This window comes from Anaeromicrobium sediminis, assembly GCF_002270055.1.
Lineage (GTDB): Bacteria > Bacillota > Clostridia > Peptostreptococcales > Thermotaleaceae > Anaeromicrobium > Anaeromicrobium sediminis.
The window spans coordinates 181721-206410 of the sequence record NZ_NIBG01000003.1 but is presented as its reverse complement, the minus strand read 5'-3'; the positions used below and the strand labels follow the sequence as shown (position 1 = coordinate 206410).

The 24690-nt window shown below is 29.1% G+C and carries 23 protein-coding genes and 1 riboswitch; of the genes, 4 read left to right on the top strand and 19 right to left on the bottom strand.

The annotated features are described in order from the left end of the window. Window positions 1-60 precede the first annotated feature (60 nt). From CCE28_RS05695 to CCE28_RS05670, 6 genes are all read right to left on the bottom strand, one after another. Complete coding sequence (locus CCE28_RS05695; RefSeq protein ID WP_095131855.1) at window positions 61-507, bottom strand: MarR family winged helix-turn-helix transcriptional regulator; 447 nt, start codon at window positions 505-507, stop codon at window positions 61-63. A gap of 347 nt (window positions 508-854) precedes the next feature. Then, entirely contained in the window at window positions 855-2981 is a 2127-nt protein-coding gene (locus CCE28_RS05690) for a heavy metal translocating P-type ATPase (RefSeq protein WP_095131854.1), read from the bottom strand. A 159-nt stretch (window positions 2982-3140) separates the two neighbouring features. After that, the gene (locus CCE28_RS05685) at window positions 3141-3401 is read right to left on the bottom strand and encodes a hypothetical protein (protein WP_095131852.1); all 261 of its coding nucleotides are present in this window, start codon (window positions 3399-3401) and stop codon (window positions 3141-3143) included. A gap of 17 nt (window positions 3402-3418) precedes the next feature. Continuing rightward, window positions 3419-4651 (bottom strand): HMA2 domain-containing protein, encoded by a 1233-nt coding sequence (locus CCE28_RS05680; protein ID WP_095131850.1) that lies wholly within the window; start codon window positions 4649-4651, stop codon window positions 3419-3421. Window positions 4652-4654: 3 nt separating this feature from the next. After that, the gene (locus tag CCE28_RS05675; RefSeq protein WP_095131848.1) at window positions 4655-5101 is read right to left on the bottom strand and encodes a hypothetical protein; all 447 of its coding nucleotides are present in this window, start codon (window positions 5099-5101) and stop codon (window positions 4655-4657) included. Between the two features lie 179 nt (window positions 5102-5280). After that, window positions 5281-5904, bottom strand: coding sequence for a hypothetical protein (locus CCE28_RS05670; protein WP_095131846.1), 624 nt, complete (start codon window positions 5902-5904; stop codon window positions 5281-5283). 218 nt (window positions 5905-6122) lie between these two features. On the opposite strand from CCE28_RS05670, the gene CCE28_RS05665 reads away from it, so the two are divergent. Next, entirely contained in the window at window positions 6123-9080 is a 2958-nt protein-coding gene (locus CCE28_RS05665; RefSeq protein ID WP_095131844.1) for a cation-translocating P-type ATPase, read from the top strand. A gap of 86 nt (window positions 9081-9166) precedes the next feature. Here CCE28_RS05665 and CCE28_RS05660 read toward each other — a convergent pair whose 3' ends face one another. The 4 genes from CCE28_RS05660 to CCE28_RS05645 form a co-directional block, all read right to left on the bottom strand. Further along, a complete protein-coding gene (locus tag CCE28_RS05660; RefSeq protein WP_095131842.1) occupies window positions 9167-9979 on the bottom strand; it encodes an alpha/beta fold hydrolase in 813 nt (270 codons plus the stop codon). Between the two features lie 88 nt (window positions 9980-10067). Further along, the gene (locus CCE28_RS05655) at window positions 10068-10307 is read right to left on the bottom strand and encodes a hypothetical protein (RefSeq protein ID WP_095131840.1); all 240 of its coding nucleotides are present in this window, start codon (window positions 10305-10307) and stop codon (window positions 10068-10070) included. 63 nt (window positions 10308-10370) lie between these two features. Then, window positions 10371-10838, bottom strand: a complete 468-nt coding sequence (locus CCE28_RS05650) for a hypothetical protein (RefSeq protein ID WP_095131838.1) — start codon at window positions 10836-10838, stop codon at window positions 10371-10373. A gap of 209 nt (window positions 10839-11047) precedes the next feature. Beyond that, window positions 11048-11947 (bottom strand): LysR substrate-binding domain-containing protein, encoded by a 900-nt coding sequence (locus CCE28_RS05645; RefSeq protein WP_176461678.1) that lies wholly within the window; start codon window positions 11945-11947, stop codon window positions 11048-11050. A 120-nt stretch (window positions 11948-12067) separates the two neighbouring features. On the opposite strand from CCE28_RS05645, the gene selD reads away from it, so the two are divergent. From selD to tsoY, 3 genes are all read left to right on the top strand, one after another. Continuing rightward, window positions 12068-13114, top strand: coding sequence for a selenide, water dikinase SelD (selD, locus tag CCE28_RS05640; protein ID WP_408607016.1), 1047 nt, complete (start codon window positions 12068-12070; stop codon window positions 13112-13114). A gap of 58 nt (window positions 13115-13172) precedes the next feature. Then, window positions 13173-13505 carry a CGGC domain-containing protein gene (locus CCE28_RS05635; RefSeq protein WP_095131831.1) on the top strand — a complete coding sequence of 111 codons (333 nt, stop codon included), beginning with the start codon at window positions 13173-13175 and terminating at the stop codon, window positions 13503-13505. Window positions 13506-13643: 138 nt separating this feature from the next. Further along, window positions 13644-14777 (top strand): selenoprotein TsoY, encoded by a 1134-nt coding sequence (gene tsoY / locus CCE28_RS05630; RefSeq protein ID WP_376797742.1) that lies wholly within the window; start codon window positions 13644-13646, stop codon window positions 14775-14777. Window positions 14778-14845: 68 nt separating this feature from the next. Here the strand turns inward: tsoY and CCE28_RS05625 are convergent, their stop codons facing one another. From CCE28_RS05625 to CCE28_RS05585, 9 genes are all read right to left on the bottom strand, one after another. Beyond that, on the bottom strand, window positions 14846-16411 hold the full coding sequence (locus tag CCE28_RS05625; protein WP_176461677.1) for a methyl-accepting chemotaxis protein: 1566 nt from the start codon (window positions 16409-16411) through the stop codon (window positions 14846-14848). A 264-nt stretch (window positions 16412-16675) separates the two neighbouring features. Beyond that, window positions 16676-17362: an FMN-dependent NADH-azoreductase gene (locus CCE28_RS05620; protein WP_242972913.1), complete on the bottom strand. Its 687-nt coding sequence runs from the start codon at window positions 17360-17362 to the stop codon at window positions 16676-16678. 72 nt (window positions 17363-17434) lie between these two features. Further along, window positions 17435-18067 carry a DsbA family oxidoreductase gene (locus CCE28_RS05615; RefSeq protein WP_207652858.1) on the bottom strand — a complete coding sequence of 211 codons (633 nt, stop codon included), beginning with the start codon at window positions 18065-18067 and terminating at the stop codon, window positions 17435-17437. A gap of 365 nt (window positions 18068-18432) precedes the next feature. Then, entirely contained in the window at window positions 18433-18882 is a 450-nt protein-coding gene (locus tag CCE28_RS05610; protein WP_095131825.1) for a MarR family winged helix-turn-helix transcriptional regulator, read from the bottom strand. Between the two features lie 80 nt (window positions 18883-18962). Continuing rightward, window positions 18963-19808 (bottom strand): metallophosphoesterase, encoded by an 846-nt coding sequence (locus tag CCE28_RS05605; RefSeq protein ID WP_242972912.1) that lies wholly within the window; start codon window positions 19806-19808, stop codon window positions 18963-18965. Between the two features lie 182 nt (window positions 19809-19990). Continuing rightward, window positions 19991-20698, bottom strand: coding sequence for a pyruvate formate-lyase-activating protein (gene pflA, locus CCE28_RS05600; RefSeq protein ID WP_095131822.1), 708 nt, complete (start codon window positions 20696-20698; stop codon window positions 19991-19993). An 18-nt stretch (window positions 20699-20716) separates the two neighbouring features. Further along, window positions 20717-22966 (bottom strand): formate C-acetyltransferase, encoded by a 2250-nt coding sequence (gene pflB / locus CCE28_RS05595; RefSeq protein ID WP_095131820.1) that lies wholly within the window; start codon window positions 22964-22966, stop codon window positions 20717-20719. A 71-nt stretch (window positions 22967-23037) separates the two neighbouring features. Continuing rightward, window positions 23038-23118: riboswitch (ZMP/ZTP riboswitch) on the bottom strand. Between the two features lie 139 nt (window positions 23119-23257). Beyond that, the gene (locus tag CCE28_RS05590) at window positions 23258-23848 is read right to left on the bottom strand and encodes a class I SAM-dependent DNA methyltransferase (protein ID WP_095131818.1); all 591 of its coding nucleotides are present in this window, start codon (window positions 23846-23848) and stop codon (window positions 23258-23260) included. 50 nt (window positions 23849-23898) lie between these two features. Next, a complete protein-coding gene (locus CCE28_RS05585; RefSeq protein WP_095131816.1) occupies window positions 23899-24438 on the bottom strand; it encodes a GrpB family protein in 540 nt (179 codons plus the stop codon). Window positions 24439-24690: the final 252 nt, after the last annotated feature.

The following is a 24690-nucleotide window of genomic DNA, read 5'->3' as shown; positions in this document are numbered from 1 at the left end:
TATGTTGCCATAAAAATAGCAATGCATTCCTCTAGGAATCTACATTGCTATTTAATAATTTTATTTTTCATCTTTTAGTCTTACAACTTCCTTATGGATATTTTCAGACATTTCTCTTAGTAATTCTAAAATCTTTTCTTTATTTTCTTCTGAAAATCCTCTGAAAAAAATATCATTTACTTCTTTTAAAATGTTTAAAATTTTTTTTCTATTAACTCTACCTTCCTCCGTAATATATAATCTTGTTATTCTTTTATCTTCACAATCTTTAATTTTTTCTACATAGCCTTGTAAAATTAAATTTTTTACAGATTTATTAACTGTTATTTTATCTTCTTTAAGAATAGTACATATGTAATTTTGACTTAATCCTTTATTGGCATTAATTACTTTCAGAACCCTTATATCATGCTTCCCTAAATTATATTGTTTTAATTTTTTATTAATATAATAATTATAATCTCTTTCAATGGTAGATAAATACATAGTTATTGAATGATTTTCCACTATCCGTCACTCCTATATGATTCTATTATCAATATATTATATCAAAACAACTTCCTTTTAAGAAGGACCCTTATTTCCATAGTTTTCACTTAAGCCTATCATGAAATTAAAATATTAAACTCTCCATAACTATTCCTTATCTATTTCAAATCCATCTATTTAGAAGAAGGCTTCCAACAGCATATATAATAAAATAAATAACCTGTATATTACTCAATCGTAAATACAGGTTATTTCAGTTCTAAGCTACTGTTTAGCTATATCACCTTATAGTTTAGCAATTCCTTCTATTTCAATCAGTGAATTATTTGTCTTCATTGCCTCTTTCATATTCAAATATAGTATAACTATCTGTTTTTATCAGAATCTAAATTTTTTATTCGCTTGTTCAATAGTAGTGTCATAACTGTACCTAATGAATTAAGAAATTTAGCAGTAAATGGATTTATAGGCATAAAGAATGCTAATGCTCCAGTTGTCATATTATATAATTTTGAAATATTAATGTTTTGAGTTATTATCTTATATGACTTCTCAGTTAATGATATAAAATCATATAATTTACTTATGTCATCTTCAAATATAATACAATCAGAATGATATTTTATATTATCGCAGCTTGAATTTCCAAGACATACACTTATATCAGCTTTATTCATTGCAGTTATATCATTTATCCCATCCCCCACCATCATAACCTTGTTAGCTATTTTATGCTTTGATATAATCTCTAATTTATTTTCATTTGTACAATTGCTATATATATTTTCGATTCCTAGTTTTGAAGCAACATCATAATTTTTAGAATATGTATCTCCACTTAATATAGAAATATTTTTAATATTTGTTTCTTTTAATTTGTCTATTAATTCATATGACTCTTCTCTTAATGTATCTTTAAGTACAATCATACCCCTTAATTTATTATCAATACTTATAAATATAGGCGTAAACAATTTTTCCTCATACTCAATATACAAATTTAAATATTTTGATATGTTAATTGTATTTTCTTCCATAAGTTCTTTATTACCAATAATTACTCTCTGATTATCATAAACAGCTTCTATTCCTTTAGAAGGTAATAACGCAGAGCTTTCTAATTTTCTTAAATCATAGTCTTTTCCTGTTTCTTCTTGAATAGTTATAGAAATTGGATGGTAGTGATTTACTTCACATGCAGCGCATATTTTAAGAAGCTCATTTTTAGAGTATCTTTTATCAAAAGTCTCTACATCTATAATTTTCATTCTGCCATATGTTAATGTACCCGTTTTATCAAATAGTACATGATCAATATGCAACAGTTTTTCGAATGTATTTGGATTTCTTAAATATATGTTATTCTTAGCTAGTAAAGATAAGTATCTCTTTACTCCTATACTCATCGCAACTTCTGATGAAGATGGACATAGTAAAAGAACTACTGAAAATGCATTCAATAGGCTTCCCGTTATACAATAATTTATAATAGACAGTCCTACAGCTATTTTACTAATCTTTTCTTGATATTTAGTTACACTTTCATAGATATTTAAACTATTTATAGAAGTATCTATTTTACTAGAGAATTTAGGTAAATTTATTACTCTTATTTTTAATTCTCCAGATACTACTATGCTACCCTCATATATTCTATCCCCATCATCTACGTGTGTGACTAGGGTTTGTCCCGTAGTGTATAAATTGTTTATTATCCCTTTTCCTTCTACTACAATTCCTTCTACAGGTGAAATTTCACCTTTGTGAATAGAAATAACATCATCTACACGTAGATAATCAACAGGTACAAGCAACTCATTCCCCTCAGAATCTTTAATGCATGCCATTCCTGTACCTTTTCTCATACTTTTATTTAATAATCTATAACATTCAACATCTGCACTATATTTTATATAATCATTTAATGACTTAAGTCCTAAAATCAAACATCCTATTCCATCTTCTCTTAAAAAAATCAAAGATATAATAGTTAATCTTAGAATTAAATCTGATATTTTAGGAATTTTTTTGGATAAATGTTTAACTGGTCTTCTTAATAATGGATATCCTCCAATAATAGTAATAGCAGAAGCAGCAAATAATAATCTTATATTTCTACTAAATACAGCTCTTCCTAATAATGATTTTTTCAGTTTGAATAATATGTAAAGTGATCCATATATTAAAAGCTTTTTTTTAGATTTACTTCTATTTTCTATTGCATTAGCATGATTATCATACTTATTTAATAAATTATGCTCATTTCTAACTGCTAAACCTATTGCATTTTTAATATTTCTTTGTATTGATAAATTACTTGTTTTATCAGCATCATATACAATCAGTATAGTAGATGTATAATGATTTACTTTACTATGTTTTACTCCATATAAATTATCAATATATCCATTAATAAACTTTCCTATAGATTTATCATAAAGATCTGGAATTTTATATCTTACTCTTCCTGGAAGATAACTTATCTGCTCCATGAAATTTCACCTCTTTAGATCTATACTAATCATCATGTTAAGATGTCTTTTATATATAAATGTATCTAGTTATATTAATCTGTTAAATTATTATATTATATATTAATATTGTTTACAAAAATTAGAAAACTATAACAAATAACCCCCGTATTATGGGGGTTAAAATCTTTTAAATATAACAGACCTAAATATTTTTTTTCCTAAGGCTGAATTCCCACTTTTTTCTGCATAATATATAAAATAATCTCTTAAACTGTTTCCATGTTTCTTATATAAGGAAAATAATTCTTTTTCAGCATTTGGAGCCTTATTTACGGCTTCTAAACTTAATGATATTGCCTCTTTCAATTTCTCTTCTACTTCACAAAGAATATTTTCTATTGGCTCTAAATTATTTGAATTTTCTTGACTTACAGGCATGTAAAACTCCTTTTCTTTTATATTGTTTCTACACTATACTTTATACGGATAGTCTGTGTTAATATATTTAATCCATATATACCTAAAGCAAAAAATGGATTTATATTTGTTATCATGCATAAGAAAATTCCTAAAGTATTTAATCCTATAGCTAGTGCTTGAGAACGCGTTATAACTTCTTCATTGTACTTACTCAAATTTAGTAGCCATGGAAATTTATTCATTTTCTTATCTATAAAATTTATATCTCCTATAAGAATATTACCTTTATCAGTTAAATTAATACATACAACCAAATCCATATTTAAATTTCTGATTTTTTCAATTGAATCTTTAACAATAATAGCAGTTACATTTTCCTCTGTTTTTAAATCTTTTAATATTAAAATATTGTCTTTTAAAAAATATGTTTTATCAATCCCTAATGAGTATGAAATATAATCTAACAGTTCTTTGTTATTATCAGAGAAAAGAATAAGATTTGTAATACCATATTCTCTTATTTTATAAATAATTTTTTCTAACTCCGGGTCAATAGGATTATCAAGCTTTTTTAATGCAGCAAATCTTCGTATTGTTGTTGTATTTAAGTTGTTTAAAAGGGTATTTGATATATACTTTTCTTTAATTAATAAATTATCTTCTATAAAAAGAGTATCTGTCTTGCCTAATAAACCTATAAAATAATCTTTTTTCAAATAAATATCATTGAAATGAGCTTTTTTAGCAGAGTAAAAATATGCTATTGAAGATATTGCGAATAGAATTCCAGGATAACTTAGTATTAATATAGATATTAAATTTCTTAAATTAGAAGTTATGGCAAATACTATACCTCCCAATAATAGCCCTAACTTTATTATTTTCTTTGAAAGAGAGTAATCGTCTTTGTAACCTTTATTAGGATATTTCTTTTTTATTAAACTAAAAGGATTCAAAGTTTGCAAAATAATTTTTCCAATTGAATCTTTATTAATACTTTTAGATATATTATTGTGTGTTTTTTTATAATCCAAATCTTTAATCTTATTCAGTAGTTGAGATTCATCTATTTCTTCCCATCTATAAAATATGAGAATATTTCTTGTTCTTTTATTAAAGGAAGCAGAAATAATTCCATTTATACTTTTTAGTGAATTTATAATCAAATGCCCAGTTTTCTCTTTTTTTAACAGAGAATCTATATTTACTCTAACTCTTCCAGGTATAGATGATATTATTTTAAAATTTATTTCAGCAAAATAAACCACTCCTTAGCAATTATTCTCATTTAAATTCATTCTTCTTTTTTGGTTTTCATATTGAGCTTCTGCTACAATATCTTCAACGCCTTCCTTAATGCAACATGCCTTTTCTGCAGTGGCATCTGCTACACAGAAAAATGCTTCTACTGTCTTTATGGCTCCTCTTCTGAAAGCTCTTCTAATCATTCCTTTTTTTCTCATTATGGTTTTATGCATATTAGGCATTCTATTAAGTTTACCTGAGATTTCCTGTATATTCTTGTTTAATTGCTCTAATCCTTTATTTATAGTTTCAACCCTTTGTTTTAAATCATTTATTGCCTTTTCATTATTTTGGATAGCATTAATTTCTTTTGACAAACTAGAATATTGAACTTTAATTTCATTTAATTCTTCTTGTATTTTCTGTTGATCTATTATTTTCTTTTCTTTGTTTTTATCTTCTGAATTAGTCATATTTGCTCCTCCATATTATGTTTTAGATACATTAATATTATTTCCGAAAGCTAAATGAGCTATTCTTATTAGTTATATAAATTAATAAATAAAAAAAACAAGGCATTTAATTACCTTGTTCTGAAAAACTTTTTTCTTAAAACATTATATTTATATTTACTAGATCTTTTATAGAATAATTAAGCTATCGCATAACTCTTCTGTTCTTGAATGTTATGTATATTTCTGATAGCTTCCTCAATTAATTGATTTCTGATATCTACTTTAATGTTAATTAACATTCCTTCAATTTGATTATATATTTTTTCTTGTTGAAGTTTAATTTGACTCTTATAACTGTTCTTTCCCAGTACTTTTTCTCCTAAATTTACTTTTTTAAACATAAAATTTGCTGCGAAATTATTATAAATATTTTTTAAAGTTTTAGAAAATGCTATATTAATAATTTTTTCACAAGTTTTAGTTAGTTTTTGAGTTATTTTAAAAGAATTAATACTACCTTCTAATATGGTATTATGATTTTCTAAATTAAAAGTTACATACTCTATATGTCTTTCAAGCTCCATATTTAGTTTCTTAATTATTTTATTCACAATGATTTCAACTTCTTCAGAGGATATAACTAACTTTTCAAAAGTACTAAAATCATATTTGTTTATATCCTTTGCAATCATAACAGAGTATGCATATGCTGATTTTTTACATGAGTTAAAAAACATATCTAAGTCATCTTCTATTATAGAAGTACACATTATTTCTAATTTATTAATGGACCTATCTGAATATTTATATAAGCTTTGCATAATACATCTCCCTCTATTAATAATGATTATCATTCACATTAATATTTTATCATACTTTTTAATCTTTTACACTAACAAAATATTACAAATTCCTCATATATTAATCTTTATAAATTAGAATATATTTTCCCTTATGGGAAATAATTAGATAGTATGATACATACATGTAATAACATTTTAATTTTACTAAATTTACCATTAGGATAGGTGATAAAATAATGTTTCAAGCACTGAAAAATATTAATAAATATGATGATGATATTCTATATAAAAGAATACGAATTCCAATACAATCAATTTACAGAAATGAATCTCTAGCAAAAAAAACAAGTAATTTCACCTTATCTCTAGATGGTGTGAAGTACTCAAAGGCAAATCCCCTAACAAGTAAAATACTTATTGTATTTGATGAGGAATTAACAAACGAGAATTTATTGAAAAAAGAAATTTATAAGTTTATTACTAAAGCAACTGCAGTACATAACTCTAATGTAATATCTATAGAAGTAACTAATTCTAAAAAAGAATTCCCATCTAATTCGAAATCTGACTTCATATCTACTAAAAATATTAATAATCAAACTTGTTATCATGCCTTGAGTAAGGAACATATAGAAAAAGTACTTAAATCAAATTACACTGAAGGATTAAATAACTTTTCTATAGAGCAAAAGCAAAAAGAGTTTGGTCTAAATGTAATATATGAGAAAGAAGAAAAATCATTATTTTCTAGATTCATAGAAAGCTTAAAAGACCCTATAATTAAGATATTACTAGGATCTGGTGTGGTTTCTTTACTACTTGGTCAGATACCTGAAGCTATTGCACTAGGTGGTATTATACTATTTCAATCTGCAATTGGAGCAATAGAGCAGCATAAATCTGATAATTCTTTAGATTCCTTAAAAGATATGTTAGTTCATAAAGCAAAGGTAATAAGAAACGGAAAACAGCAGGAAATAGACTCAAAATACCTTGTTCCTGGAGATATTATTATAGTGGAATCAGGTGATAAAATCCCTGCTGATGCAAGAATCATTGAATGTAAAGATTTAAAAACTTCAGAATCCTCTTTAACTGGTGAATCAACTTCTGTTATTAAATCTTCACTAATTTGTGATAAGAATACAGATTTAGGAAGCATGACTAATATACTCTTTATGGGTACAAATGTCTTATCAGGAAGGGGTAAAGCAGTAGTCATATCTACAGGTAGAAATACAGAAATCGGTAAAATAGCAAGTATGCTAGATAGTATAGAAAATGAAGAAACTCCACTTCAGCGTAAATCAGAAAAATTCATTAATAAGTTAATAAAGATATATTTAGGTTTTTTTGCTGTGGCTGGAGGAATAGCCTTATTATCTGGAATGACTTTTGCACAAGTTTTAATGATGGGAGTTACCTTCTTCTTAGGATCAATTCCTGAAGGATTTCCTGTGATGGTCACTACATGTATGGCCCTAAGTGTCCATAGAATGGCTAAGAAAAATGCAGTTGTAAGAAAACTTAATTCAGTTGAAACATTAGGATGTGCTGATGTTATATGTTGCGATAAAACAGGAACATTAACCATGAATGAAATGACAGTTCGTAAAATATATGTAGATTCCTGTCTATATAATGTATCTGGCTCTGGCTATAAACCATCTGGTGAAATCACCCCTATTAATGGAAACCCTAAAGGAAAATCCTCCTTGGAAAACCTTTTAAAGACAGGTGTACTTTGTAATAACTCATTACTATTAAAATCAGGTGATAAATGGGAAGTACAAGGTGATCCTACAGAAGGTGCATTATTAACAGCTGCGTACAAAATGAATATTAACGTTGATAATTTAAGAAATATTAATACTATGGTACAAGAAATTCCATTTGATAGTAATAGACGTTTTATGACTACAGTCATGGAATATGACATGGAAAAAGTTGCTTATTGTAAAGGTGCTTTAGATACTATTATTGAAAAGTGTACAATGATATATGAAGATGGCAAAGAAAGATTATTTACCTCAAAGGATAAAGAAAAGATTCAATCCATATGTGATAAAATGGCTGATGACGCATTAAGAGTTTTAGCTTTTGCTTATAAAAAAGTTGAGGAGGATAATTCAAATTTTGATAATGGTTTTGTTTTCATTGGCTTTGTAGGTATGGAAGATCCTCCAAGAGAAGGTGTGAATGAATCTATACAAAAATGCTTCAAAGCAGGAATCAAAGTTGTAATGATAACAGGAGATCATATGAGAACAGCAAGTGCAATAGGAAAGCAACTAGGATTGTTAACTAATGGATTAGTAGTATCTGGAGCTGAAGTTGATAACATGACAGATAGTGAATTAGACTCTAAGATAAATCATATTCAAGTCTTTGCTAGAACCACTCCAAAGCAAAAACATAGAATTGTAAAAGCACTGAAAAGATGTGGACATATAGTTGCCATGACAGGAGATGGAGTAAATGATGCTCCTGCCATAAAGGAAGCACACATCGGAATAGCTATGGGTATGAATGGAAGTGATGTTGCAAGGGATGCTGCTTGTATTACTCTTGTAGATGATAATTTTTCAACAATAGTTACAGCTATTGAAGAAGGTAGAGGAGTATCAAATAATATTGGAAGTACGATGAAATATCTCTTTTCAGGAGCAATAGGAGAGATGTTCTCAATATTTTTATCATTTGTATTTCGTACACCTGCACCACTTATTGCAATGCAAATGATTTGGATAAACTTACTTTCTGAAACACTTCTAGGGTCCTCACTAAGTGTGGAGCTACCTTCAGAAGATGTTATGAACTATCCTCCTGTTGATAAGAATGCTCCTTTAATAGATAGAACTTTGAGAAATAGTATATTAAGAAAGGGAATTGTTATAGGTGTTAGTACATTTGCTATATTTAAAGGTGCTTTACTTCTAGGAGTAGGGTTAAATAAAGCAAGAACACTAGCTTTATCTAACTTTGTCTTTAATCAAGTTGTTAACGTATATACGTGTAGAAAAAATAAGAAAAATTTTAATAATAAATATCTAAATAGAATGGCTTTAATCACTGTAGCCCTTCTTATGGGTATAATCTATATACCAGTTTTCAATAATTTCTTTGGTACTGTTCCATTAGATCCATTAAGCTGGGTAGCAGTTTTAGGAACAACAGCATTAAGTGGTATTTAGTTATATAAAAAGTGAACTACCTCTATAAAAAATATTTAATACAGAGGCAGTTCACTTTTTTATATTACTTTTTATATCTTTATTTATCATTCTTTATCTAATCTTTGCATAAAATTGATTTCTTCTCTTATTTTTATATTCTTATAATTTTTTAGAAAGGCTATTGAAACACTATTAAAAATTCTCGGGCTATTTAGATGACAAAGATGTGTTGAATTTTGAATAATGAACATAGAAGCTCCTCTTATATTCTTCACAATATTTCTTATAAGAATTTTATCTTCTTCTCCCATAATAAATAAAGTTGGAATTTCTGTGTAATCTTTGTTTTTAAATGTTCTATTAATTAAATTAAAAATAGATGCCCAATAATTTAGATTCAATGCATTTGACTTTTTTAAAAGTTTTGAATATCTTCTCATCTTCTCTTTATCAGTTTCTTTTGGAAATGTTATCTTAAAAGCTATATAATGTCCCCATTTTTTGTCAGTAAGTTTAAACATAATTATAATCTTTAATATAATCATAATTATAAAGTCAATTCTTGTAACAGCACCACCTAAAATAATAGACTTTACTCTGTCAGTATGCGTTAACGTAAGTGAATTTACAATAATAGTTCCTAAAGAAATTCCAATAAAATGTGCAGACTCAATATTTAATAAATCTAAAACTTTTATGATATCATTATTTATTTCTTCAAAGTTTGGATTAGTATTATTTCTTAAACTAATATCTTTTGATTTTCCATGTCCATGCAAATCTATAAGTAAAAGATTATAATATTTTTTTAATTCTCTAACTTGTTTAACCCATGTATTTGAACTGCTTCCTAATCCATGAATAAATACAATCCATTCAGAACTTTCAGCGTTATCATATATTGTATATTTGAGCATTATAATATTCCTTTCAGCAAATGCTAAATGAATTTTTTCTTATATAATTATATTTACTCAAATATGAAAATTTATCATAATTTTTATATTATTTTATTTGCAATTTTTTATTGATATCATTCATCTGTGATTTTATGGTTTCCAGCTGATTCCTTATGGTTTTAGTTTTATTTTTTAAATCATCCTCTAATTTCATATTTTGTCCTAAATTTATACTTATACCTTCAAGTTCATATTCATTAACACCTTTGTTCTGTTTCGTATTAGAACGTAAAATATAGCCTAAAAACCCTATCCCTAATCCATATAGCACTTTTTTTCCTGCCATTAAATTATCCTCCAATTATTGCTTTTACCATCTTTAAATATATGTAAATTACTTTTTTAAAATTTATCTTTCACGGCCCATTTTATTTAATTGGCCGTTCCTACAGACTAATCTTTTTCTTTTATTTTCATATTGAGCTTCTGCAATTAAATCCTCTAAACCTTCTCCAAATCCAGAAGTTTTTTCCATAGTATTATCTACTACGGATAAGATCGAACTTAAAGTTTTTACTGTCATTCCTCTAATATCTAAAGGTCTATTGTTATTTTCAGTATTTAAGTTATTTGTTTCAGACATTTCATTTAGAATATTTGTAATATCTTCCATATTCTTGTTAACTTCATTAAATTCATGAAAAAGTGAATCAATACTTTGTCTCAAGGAATTTATACTTTTTTCATTATTATCTAATGCCTGTACTTCTTTAACTAAACTGGTGTATTGATCTTTTAATGTTTTTAATTCTTCATATATTTTTTCTTGATTAATTTCTAATAACTTATCATCTTTTTTTTCTGCTAAATTTTCCATTTATACTCCTCCATTTTCTATTGTATATACTATATATAAGCATTGCCTATTTTCAAGAAATTATTACTAATTTAGTGCCTTTTTAAGAAAATTAATTCTTAGGGTATAATCTCTATTTTAAAATTTTTAAAAAAAACTAGATTAAAAATTATATATATAACAAAATAGGAAGAGTCCTATGGACTCTTCCTTAATATTTGTATACAGTTTTATTTATTAGTGCCAAGGTTCCATACATTATACTTTTTCATTAATGTCCAGAAAGCTAAAGCCGCTGGAGATAACCTGGTACTCTTTGAATAACTTATACAAAGAGGGCGTTTCATACTTATCTTTTTTATAGGTATTAAAAGTCCTAATTGAGATTCGTATTCAAAAGTACATTTAGACAAAAAAGCAACCCCCATATTATTAATAACACTCCGTTTAATTGCCTCAGTTGAACCTAATGTAATCTTCTTTTGTGAGGTTACATTGAAATTGGTAAATAAATCCTCTAATAGAAGATGAGTATCTGACCCTTCTTCTCTGCACAAAAAAGTTTCCTGATTTAGTTGTTCAGAGGTAATATTAGCAGTTTCTATAAAGTAATGATTTTGAGGTACTACTAAGTATAGTTCATCTTCTGCAAACATTTCATAGTACAATCCGTTAGCATGATCTTCACCTGCTACCAATCCTATATCTACCTTTCCTTCACATACCATTTCTTCAATTTGACGACTGTTATCCACTTTTAAATGGATATCTATCCCTGGATTCTTTTGCTTGTACAAAGCCATAATTGGAGGAAGCAAATAATTGGCAATAGTAGTGCTAGCTCCTAGTGTAAGATCACCGATAGTTAAGTCCTTTAATTCTAGCATTTCTTTTTTAGCCTCATTGTTAAGACTTATTATTTTTTCTGCATATGTTAGTAAACGCCTACCAGCATCTGTTAAAACTACTTGTCTATTTTGACGGGTAATGAGCTGCAAGCCTAATTCCTTTTCCAGTGATGCCACCTGTCGTGAAAGAGCAGGTTGGCTTATATATAATTCTTCAGCTGCTTTGGAAAAGCTACCACAAATCATAACCTGATAGAAAGCTTTTAAGTGAGAAATTTCCATCATAACCCCCTAATAAATATAAGTATGCTAATTTTGCATAACTCATGTATAATATATGCATTTTAATTATAGCAAACTATATATTAAAATAAAATAAAATAATAACGATTGAGGTGTTTTATGTTTCATCAAAGACCATTAGTTAATCTAACTGCTTATTCTCCTGGTTCTGGCTGAGCCTGTAAAATTGGTCCGGCGGACTTAGAACAAATTTTAAGCTGTTTGCCACCTACAACAGATAAAAATCTGGTGGGTGGATTAAAAGAAGATGCAGCAATTTATCAATTAAATTCTAACTTGGCAGTAGTTCAAACAGTGGATTTTATCACTCCTGTACTTAATGACCCTTATGCATTTGGCGTTGTTGCAGTAGCCAATGCTATGAGTGATATCTATGCAATGGGTGCCAAACCTATCTATGCATTAAACATCGTAGAGTTCCCTGTGAAAACATTGCCTTTAAGTATCCTAGAAGAAATCTTAAGAGGAGGCGCTGATAAAGCTCTTGAAGCAGGAGTAAATATCGCTGGCGGACATTCCATTGAAGATAATGCGCCCAAATATGGCCTAACCGTAACCGGATTAGTTGACCCAACTAAGATAGTGAGGAAAAAAGGTGCTCGCCCAGGTGATATATTGTTCTTAACTAAACCATTAGGTACGGGAATCATTACTAGCGCTATTGACCGAGGTCTAGTAGGTTCTGAAATAGAACAAGAAATATATGAAATTATGGCTCATCTAAATAAAGGAGCTTCTGAGGCTATGACATCTATTGGAGTACATGCTTGTACTGATATAACAGGATTTGGATTAATAGGGCACTTATACGAAATGATGGCCTCAAGTCAAGTTTCCGCCCAGATAAATCTTGACAAAATCCCCCTAATTTCCGGGGTAAGAAAATTGTTAAAAATGGGAGCTGTTTCTTCAGGTACTCACAATAATTACCGCTATTTGCGAGAAAAAATCATTTGGCAAGAAGGCATTAGCCAAGAAGACGTAATGCTTTTATGTGATGCCCAAACATCAGGTGGACTTTTAATAGCTGTTCCTCAAGAAAAAGCAAGTCAATTTCAATCTGCCCTCATGGCAGCAGGTTGCATTGTAGCAGCAGAAATAGGTTTGGTAACGGAAAAAAAAGAGAAGTTTATAGAAGTAATATGAAATGAAAGTTTACTTTAAGAATAAACAATAGAATTACTAATAATAAGGAGGGATAAAGATGAAAGTTGGATTAATTAGATGCATGCAAACAGAGGACTCATGTCCAGCTACTACAGACCTTAAAGTAATGAAAGAGAAAAAGTGTGCCTTTGAAGGAGTAGAGGGTGAAATTGAGGTTATTGGAGTAAATACATGTGGAGGATGTCCTGGAAAAAAAGCTATTACAAGGGCTGTTGAAATGGTAAAAAGAGGGGCAGATACTATAGCCTTGGCATCATGTATCACAAGAGGAAATCCTATTGGTTTTGCTTGTCCACATGCAGAAAAAATGAAGAATGCCATTGCAAAAAAACTTGGTGATACTATAAAAATCATTGACTATACACATTAAAATACACTATATATGCGGATTCTAAAAATCACCAAACATCAAAATCTACATTAGCTGAATAAAAGCTATACATATAATACATTGATTTTTTATAATCTATGTGCTATTGCTCATAAAAAATGAAAGGAGATTAGTTATATGAAATTTACACCACTGAAATTTCAAGGTTCTTTAGCGGCAGCCGGAATGGCCCTAATGCCTTTTAATTTTCTAAAATCTACAGTTTATAAAGGTGAAGGTGTATTTACTTTATCAAAAATATCTTCATGGTCTTTAAGTTCTTTTGAGTATTCAACAACTTTATTATTAATTGTATTGATGTTTGCATTTATAGCAATCCATTTAATACTTACTGTTATTTTTCTAAAGGAACTTTTTGTGTGGTTGTTTAAAACTAATGGTTTTAATGAACTAATAAAAAATCCACTAAGTAATAGCGCAATATTTTCACCTTTAATCTCAATATCAATGACTATGGTTGTAATTTTGGGTCCAGTTAGTTTTTTTGTACCTCAAATATCTGCTAATATGCACAGTTTAATGTTACCAGGCCTCATTTTCTTTATTTTTTTATGGGTGTTATTAATTTCTCTCGAGATAAAGGTTGTTAAGACTATGTTCACAGAGTTTTTTGAGTATGATAAACTAAATTTTGGTTGGTTACTTGATGTACTAGCAATTGGTGCTGTTTCACTATATGGTTCAGGTATTGCAACTTCATCAAATAATACTATTATAGGGTCAATCGCAGCATTTATGACTATTGTTTCATTATTGATTGGTATTGTAGTTTTTGCTTTAAAAATAGCATTGCTTTTTCATCAACAAATCAAGTCAAAAGTAATGCCAGATATTCATCTATTACCAGCCTATTTTTTAGTAATACCCCCAATGTGTTTATTGTGGTTTAGTTTCTATAAAGTACTAGTGTATGTTAATAAAGTTTATGTTTTTGATATAAGTACAATTTCGTTTATGATTATTGTATTTGCATATGTAACTACTATTTCATGGTGGATTTTCTTAATCGTATTACTAAATGATTATTTTAAAAACAAATTCATAACTAGCGATTTTTCTCCCGCTCAATGGGGTATGGTCTGAGGATTTGTTGGATCCCAAGTTTTGGGAACAATTGTTTACGGAAAGTATTTTCCAAGTCCTTTACTTGGAGTAGCTAATTTTATAAGTATTATTTTAGGTTCAATCGTTTTTGCAATAATACTAATGAAATTTGTGAAAGCATCTAAAATTATAAAAGTTACTGCATAGTAAAGATTCCAACTACATATAGTAAAATAGGAAGAGTCCTATGGCCTCTTCCTTAATATTTCTTTTATTTATACATTTAAAACCGTTTGTAACGACAATGAAACAGAAATAACCATTCCCTCTTTATATGGAATATGTAAAAACTTATATATTTGGTCATCATGAGTTCTCTTCCTAATAGGAGTAGATGTATAACCACTCTTTAATTTTGAAGCTTCATATGATGTTGGATCTATTTCAAAGGAATCTAACCCAAGGCCTTCTGGATCAGAGCACCCAGTAATTATTCCAGAAGACTCAACTACGTATATATCTCCAATATTAAGACTTTTAGTGAGTTTTTTCAAATCAACATTCTCTGATTTATCAAGGTGTTCCTTCACGTCTAAAGCCTTCTGATACATATATTTATCCATTGTATTCTTAGCTACACTTTGCTGCAAACTATTTGCATATTCCTTTAAATTATTTGATTCCATTACCATATCCTTAAAGGAAGTATTTATCTCTTCTATAACAGCGCTAAATTGCTGACAATCAGCCACATTTCCCTCAGAGATTCCTTGAATGGTTTCCACTGAATTAATTACGCTAGCAGTATGTCCACCCATTTCTTCCATATGCTTTCCAATTGTTGAAACTTGAGATTTTGTATCTAGAGTACTATCTGATATTTTTTTAAATGCCGTTTCTGTTTTTTGGGCTATCTGTATACCTTCTTCTATCTTATCTGTGCCCTTTGACATTTCTTCTGTCAATTTAAAAATTCTTTTCTCCATATCCTGAATAACAGTACTGATCTCTTGAGAAGCAGCCTGTGACTGGTTTGATAAGTTGCCAATCTCATTTGCTACAACGGCAAATCCCCTACCATGCTCACCTGCTCTAGCCGCTTCAATAGATGAATTTAATGCAAGTAGATTCGTCTGTTCAGTAATTCCTTTAATAATCTCTGCAAACTTTATGATCTGTGAAAAGCTCTCTATGAAATTATGAAGATTATTGCTATATTCAATCATAATATTTCTTACGATCTCGATAGATTCCTTGGTTTTACCCACATATTTATTGCCATCTTCAGTAAGTTTAACAGATATATCTGCATGATTCATAATTGTTTTTAACTGTCCTCTTATATTTTCTATATTATTTCCTACGTTTTCAATATTACTAAAAATACTGTTTATAGATTCCATTTGATTTAATGAACCTGCTACTATTTCCTCGCTTGTTGTGGCAATCTGCTCTGTTGATGTCTCCATGTCATTCACTTTATCTGCAACATTGTCGGCTACCTGAGCAAGCTCTACGGATGATTTTAATACATGCTTAGAAGCTTCTTTTGTATTATTAAATCCTTCTACAATTAATGATACATAATTATTCTCTTTTACATACTCATCTAAATCACAGTCATAGCGACTTTTAGTAACAATATCTAATATACGTTCTAATTCATTCATTTTCCCCTTATGTACATTGTTCAGCACTATATATGCATAGATCATTGTGAAAAGAACATTAATAACTACAGATATATAGTAATTTAAACTGTGTAAAATTGTCACATTCATAATAGTAATAATTATTAAATATAATAAAGAAATGCTACCTGTAATTAAATTTTTTTTCATTTTACTCTTCTCCTTCAACTTCATAAATGAATTACATATTTTACCTTTATTTCCTCATCATTCCTCCTTTTTTCTTCTCTTTTCTTTCTTTTTCTTGATTTTATGTACATCTTAAGTATAACAAGCCCTATTATAAAATTCAATTATATTGTCTAAATCTACCTTTTAAGGAAAATAGCTTTTCAATAAAAAAAGCCTAAGAAAGTAACTTTTTACCAATTACTTTCTTAGGTTAAAAACTAAGTTAAATATGCATTCGTTCTTTTAAAAACCTTTTATGACTTCTTTAACTCTTTCACTTGCTTTAGCTTTAATGGCATCAGGTCCAGGTTCTGATTGAGCAGTTCCTTCAATTAATATGGATTCAACTGAATTAACACCAATGAAACCTAATACAGTTTTAATATAACTATTTCCAAATTCAAAATTCTTAGCTGGTCCTTCTGAGTAAATTCCACCTGAAGCTTGAATGTGTACTGCTTTTTTACCTTCTAAAAGGCCAACAGGTCCATTTTCAGTATATTTAAAAGTTTTTCCTGCAATAACAAATGTATCAATATATGCCTTCATCTTTGGTGGTATTGATAAATTCCACATAGGTGTTACGAATACATACTTATCTGCTTCAATAAATTGGTCAGTGAATTGATTTATTTTACCTACTGTTTTCTTTTCATTATCTGTCAATTCATCAAACGACTTACCACTTTGAAGTTTACCCCATCCACTAAATACATCCGTATCAATGTAAGGTATATCTATATCATAAAGATTAATCTCAGTAATCTCATCCTGAGGATTATTTTGTTTATATAAGTCTATGAACTCTCTTCCTGCTTTTAAACTAAATGATTGTTCTTCTGATTTTGCATTTGCTGTAATATAAAGTACTTTTTTCATTTTATTAACATTCCTTTCTTTTTTAAATATCTTTTTTATTCTTTCAAACATTTCAACACTCTCTTTCTAAGCATTATTTATCCTATACATCCTATTGTTTCTGTGGTTAATAGTATTTTAGAATTATAAATAATTTTTACTAATGAACTCTTTAAGGACATCATATTTTAAAGCCCCTGATATTTTGTGCTCACCATTAATAATTATTGTAGGAACTGAGTTAACATGTTTTTGTCTAGATAAGTTAATATCATCTTCAACCATCTTCTTAACAGTTTCACTATTAAAATCCTTAATAAATTTTTCTTTGTTAAGTCCTACTTGCACTGCCACATCATATAAAACTTCTTCATCAGCAATATTTCTTGCTTCTGTAAGATGTGCCCTTTGTACAAGATCAAAATAATTCCAATGTGCCTCTTGTCCCCCTTGAATTTCTGCAGCCTTACACCCTAATAGTCCAGGCATTGAATATGGATAATTGAAATCTTGACATTCCATTAAGTCTGTACTTATTCTTTTATCTTCATCATTTATATTTGAAGCTCTCCAATGCTTCATAATTTCCTCTTTTGCATTTTCCATTGATCCAAATGCTCTAATTGTATCCTCTGGTGTTTTAGATAAGGCAAAGGAACGATGAATAACTTCTATTTCAGGAAACTCTTTAACTAGTTCTCTTAATCTCGGTGATAAAATATAGCACCATGAACAAAGAACATCATGAAAAAATTCTATTGTCACTTTCTTTTTCACATTAATCCCCCCTCTATAACTTTAATAACTCATTATGCCTATATATTTTTCTTGTTTATGTCTAATTATTCATTTTCATATTATATTAAGTTTTATTTTATAACTAATTAGTAGTTAAATTTCTTTTAAAAAATATACTAACAATACTTTCTCTTAGTAGAAATCCTAATCACTATAAAAATAGTCTTTTCCTCCACATGTTAATCGGCTCATTATTATCACTGACAAAGATACTATTTCCTTTCAATTACACATTATTTAACTTTAAAATTCAGTTAGCATACTAAAATATTTTATTTTACATGATATATGAAATTTGATTAAAGTTATTATATTACTAATTAGTTGTATATAGTTAAAAAAATTTATGCTTCACTCATTTTTTTAAGAAGCATTATAAGTATTTTTTTCTCTTCCTTTGTCAACCCATCAAAAATCTCTCTTATTTCTTCTACATGCTTTGGAAATAAATCATCCAACAATTTCCTACCCTTATCTGTAATGCTTATTAATGTTGCTCTTCTATCCTTAGGATCGGAGATTCTCTTAACTAAATCATTCTTTTGAAGATTGTCTATAACCACAGTCATGTTGCCACCAGTGGATAGAATCTTTTCGATTATTTCAGAAATTCGTAGATCCCCCTTATGATACAATACTTCAAGCACTCCGAACTGAGAATGCGTCAATCCTCCCTTTTTAATACTTTTCAAATTCTTTTTTTGTAAGAATTGATTAGATCTGGACAAAGCAATTACAAGATGTAAATTCAAATCATTAATTTCACCGTATGATACTTTACTATTGTTATTCATACTCAAATTATATTACTAGTTAGTAATATAGTCAAGGCATTTTTGCAATTTATTTTTCATTAATTACAATTTCATATTTATTATTTTCTCATAACTTTCACAATCACTATTTCTGGTTTATTAAATATTCTTTGTGGTGCAACACTGCTATTTCCTATTCCTCTACTTACAATCATCCTAGTATTACCCTGTTTATAAGTACCAGATGTGTATTGAGGAAATAATCCTTGATGAGGTGAAAATAATCCACCTATAAAAGGGAGTCTAACTTGTCCCCCATGAGCATGCCCTGAAAAAACTAGGTCAATATTTTGTGAACAATATAATGAAAATAGCTCTGGTCTATGACTTAGTAAAATTTTAAACTTATCAGCCTCAATTTCATTCATTAAATCTTCCACTTTAATTTTAAACTGTATATAATCTTTATATTTTCTAGAATACTTTCTAGGGTCATCAAAGCCAATAATATATATACTATCATTTCCTCTATTAATTTTATGATATTTATCATCTAATATTGTTACGTTGCACTTCTCAATCTTTTTTTTGAGCCTTCCATACTTTCCAGATCTCCATTCATGATTACCCGTTACATAATATACTGGTGCTATTTTAGTAATTTGTTCTAACAATGTAATTGCAATATGTTCATTGTAAAGTCTACTGTCGATTAAATCTCCAGTAAATACTATCAAATCCGGCTTTACCTTTTTAACAACTTCCACTAATTTATCATGACTATTCCCTAGTTTTTTATTGTGGAAATCTGACAAATGTAGAATTATGCTTCCGCAAAATTCATTGGGAACTTTAGAAGATTTTATATTTATTCTTGTTATTGATAGTTTATTATTCTGATAGTATAGAAAAGCCACTAAAAACAAAACTATACTAATGATTAACTTTACTTTTATTCTCATCATCTCCTAACTCATGTTTAGAAACAACTATTTAAAATCCTATTCATAATTATACTACATCTGTGATTTTTTGGAAAAAATATGAAAATACAATAAAAAACAAAACCCGCTCAAATAGACTATTTATTGTGTCTAATTAAGCAGGTTCAATTTAAATGTACTAGGTTTATTAAACTATATATTTATTAAGCACTTATAAGTATATCTTCCATTGTCTTAATTTTTTCTCTACACATGGGTTTAATTCCTTGTAATCTATATGGTATACCCATAATTTCATATTTATTTACCCCAAGAGTATGATAAGGAAGTAGTTCTATTTTTTCTACATTATGAAACTCACTGATTAATTCTTTTAACTCACTAATATGTTTTTCTCCATCAGTTATTCCTGGTACAACTACATGTCTAATCCATAAATTTACATTAGATTTTCTTAAAACCTCAGTAAATCTCCTAAACTCTTCAATATTCCCTCTAACAAGTTCTCTATATCCCTTTCTGTTTACATGTTTAACATCAAGAATTACCAAATCCGTATATTTTAAGATTTCTTCATAATTTCCTAAGCCAAAACCCGCCGTGTCTACAGTAGTATGCAATCCATGTTCTTTGCAAAGCTTAAGAAACTTTATTAAAAATTCCGGCTGTAAAAGTGGATCCCCTCCAGAGCATGTAATGCCCCCTCCTGATCTTTCAAAATATGGCTTAAACCTTAATGCTTTTTGTAAAAGTTCTTCGGCAGACATATCTTTTCCTTCATTTAAAATCCATGTATCTGGGTTATGACAATATGCACACCTTAGTTTACACCCCTGAAAAAATACTACAAATCTTATACCTGGACCATCCTTAAGTCCTAAAGTTTCTATAGAATGGATTTTCCCTAGCATGAATATCCCCTTCTTTCATTACATAGTTTCATGGAATGTTCTGCTTATTACTTCAAGCTGTTGAGATTTTGTTAATCTGTTGAAGTTAACAGCATATCCAGAAACTCTAATAGTTAGCGTTGGATATTTTTCTGGGTTTTCCATAGCATCCATTAGTGTTTCTCTGTTTAACACGTTAACATTTAAATGAAATGCGCTTTGAGCGAAGTATCCATCCATAATATTTACTAAGTTATTTATTCTATCCTCTTCAGTCTTTCCTAATGCATCAGGCACTATTGAGAATGTGTTAGAAATACCATCTTGACACCACTCTCTATATGGGATTTTAGCTACAGAGTTTAATGAAGCTAAAGCACCATTTTCATCTCGTCCATGCATTGGATTAGCCCCTGGTGCTAGAGGTTCTCCAGCTTTTCTTCCATCTGGTGTAGCACCAGTCTTCTTACCATAAACTACGTTAGATGTAATTGTTAAAGCAGATAGAGTATGCTCAGCATTTCTGTAAGTTTTATGCTTCTTAAGTTCAGTAGTAAACTTCTTAACAACTAATATGGCTAATTCATCAACCCTATCATCATCATTACCGTATTTAGGGAAGTCACCTATAATTTCAAAATCAACAGCTATTCCTTCTTCATTTCTTATTGGTTTAACTTTAGCGTACTTCAAAGCACTTAAACTATCAGCTACAATTGAGATGCCAGCTATACCAAATGCCATATATCTGTGTATTTCAGAATCGTGTAATGCTAATTGCCCTGCTTCATAAGCGTACTTATCATGCATATAGTGGATAGTGTTCATTGTATCAACATATAACTCAGCAATATACTCAATTACTTTCCAGAAGCTTTTCTTAACTTTATTAAAATCAAGAACTTCATCTTCCATTTTTTCTATTCCAGGAATAACAGTAATTCTGTTCCCTTCCTTATCAAGTCGAATTTCATCTACACCACCGTTAATAGCGTAAAGAAGTGCTTTAGCAAGGTTAGCCCTTGCTCCAAAAAACTGCATTTCCTTACCCACTTGCATTCCAGATACACAGCAAGCGATAGCGTAGTCGTCACCGTAAATTGGTCTCATTATATCATCATTTTCATATTGAATTGCACCTGTTTTAATAGACATATACGTACAGTACTTTTTAAATTTTTCAGGTAGGTTTTCAGACCATAGTACAGTCATGTTCGGTTCTGGAGCTGGACTTAAATTAGTTAATGTGTGTAAGAATCTGTAAGCAGTTTTGGTTACATGATGCTTACCATTGATACCTATACCACCCATAGCCTCTGTAATCCAGTTAGGATCTCCAGCGAATAAGTCATTGTATTCTGAAGTTCTTAAATGTCTTACTAACCTTAATTTGATAACAAATTGATCTATAAGCCCTTGAGCCTCTTCTTCAGTTAGAACTCCATTCTTCAGATCTCTTTCTATGAAACAGTCTAAGAATGCTGTGTTTCTACCAAGAGACATAGCAGCACCGTTGTTTTCTTTAACAGCAGCTAGATATCCCATATATAGGAATTGAACAGCTTCTTGTGCATTTTCAGCTGGCTTAGAAATATCTATACCGTAAGAAGCAGCCATTTTTTTAATTTCATTTAATGCTCTGATTTGTTCTGAAATTTCTTCCCTATGTCTAATTAACTCTTCACTAGCAGGTCCTAGAGCTTCAGATAAGTCTTTCTGTTTTTTCTGTATTAAGAAATCAATACCATAAAGGGCTATTCTTCTGTAGTCACCTATGATTCGTCCTCTACCATAAGCATCTGGAAGGCCCGTTAAAAGACCAACATTCCTTGCTAATTTTGTTTCTTTAGTATAAGCATCAAATACACCCTGGTTATGAGTTTTTCTATATTCATTAAAATGTTTAGATATATTAGGGTTAATCTCAAATCCATATGACTTTAATGAGTTTTCAACCATTCTGTATCCACCATAGGGGTTAATGATTCTCTTAAGTGGTTCATCCGTTTGAAGACCAACAATTGTTTCGTTATCTTTATCTATATACCCTGGTGCAAAGTTGTTAATTCCTGCAACTTTGTTAACCTCCACATCTATTATTCCATCTTTAATTTCTTTAATAATTAAAGCATGAGCTTTTTCCCAAACCTTATTAGTTTTTTCAGTTGGTTTCGCTAAGAAACTTTCATCTCCATCATATGGAGTGTAGTTCTTAACAATAAAGTCTCTTACGTCTATTTCCTCTTGCCAATTTCCTTCATTGAATCCTGCCCATTCTCTTTTAAACATAAAAATGCCTCCTTGATTTAAAATTATCAAGTCCGGTATTTATTCCAAAAAATAATAAAAAACCCCCCGGACATAGTTGCCCAGGCGGTCGGCATTCATTCAAATCACACTCCATGTGGTTAATTCCACTTCCGCCAGTCATGTGATTCACTACAATAAACTAAAGTAATATTTTATAGGTTTATAATAGCATCACCTTAACATTGTGTCAATTATTTATTTTTATTTTCGTCCCATTTCGTATTTTTAATAAATTTAATATCTTATAGTTCGTATATCTACAAGTTATATCTAACTATCTTTAATACAGCTAAAATAAAAGAAATCTTCATCCTGTATATGTATTTGACTAAAATTATACTTTTCACTTAATTCCTTTAAAACCACGTCAGTAGGTATTGCCTCTCTTCCTAAATTATATCCAATTCTTCTATGATGTTCTTTTAGTCCTTCTCGTGTTCTAGCATGTATTATTGAAAATTTCCCATTATTATTTAATAGGTTTGCTGCATTTTCAAACACTATATTCATATTCTCAAAATGAGGAATACTATTAAATATGATGATGTAATCAAACTTGTCATTTATTTCTACTCTTTCATCAAAATCCATACATATTGTATCTGCATCAGGAAATGTTCTTTTTAATTCTTCTAACATTTTTTCTGAAATATCTAACCCAAGATATTTTTTTAATCTTTTATCTTCTAATACATAATATAAAATTCCCGTTCCGCATCCCACATCAAGTACTGATTTATTTTCTGATATGTCCAGTAATTCTATAGACTTCTTTGCAATATTAATCCGTTCTTCACTCATGTTCTCAGCCCATTTTTTAAAATTCTTATTAAAGAATTCTTTTTGGTCCTTAATTTTCACTTTTGTCCTCCTAATTATCTTCCTTAATAATTTTCATCCAAGTTAAAATATTATTTAATTCTTGTTTTTGCCCATTCTTCTGCCTTTTTATCTATATCTTTTATAAAGTCATTCTTCCCATTACAATAGCCCTCATTATCATACCTAAACTTTATAGCTAACTCTTTTTTCAATTTTTCATAGTCTTCTGCCTCTTTTGAATGCACTAACATATAATCTCTAAAATTCAAATGCCTCTTTATTTCTGGATTTCCTATTTGAAATACATGTAAATGATGAGTTCTATTATATAGCCCTTTTAGAAAAAATCTACGACCTAATATTCCATATTCACCCTTTGCTATGTATCCTAACTTCTCCATTTCGTTATTATATTTATCAACATTTTTAATATCTTTTACACCAATCAAAATATCTATTATTGGTTTTGCATATATATTAGGAATAGATGTGCTTCCGATATGGTGAATTTCAGCTATCTCATTACCCATTATGCTATAGATTTTTTTTGCTTCTTTTTCATATTCCTCTTTCCATTCTGAATTATGTGGAACAACTTCAATTATTCTAATTTGCTTTTGTATATCCATAAAAGATCCTCCAATATAATAGCTTCACTTCAATATATGATAATTGCGAATTATCATATTCCCCTATAAAACATCACTCTAATTGCAACGGTCCACATGATTTTCGTAGCCTGTCTGTAAATATTATGTTAGTTGAAGTCCAGTGAAAGGAAACTCTAATGGAATTTAAATATTTATTTCCATATTTCAAATTACATATTAATCCCTATCTTCTACTAACACTATATTTACTTAGTGATTTCCACTAATGTT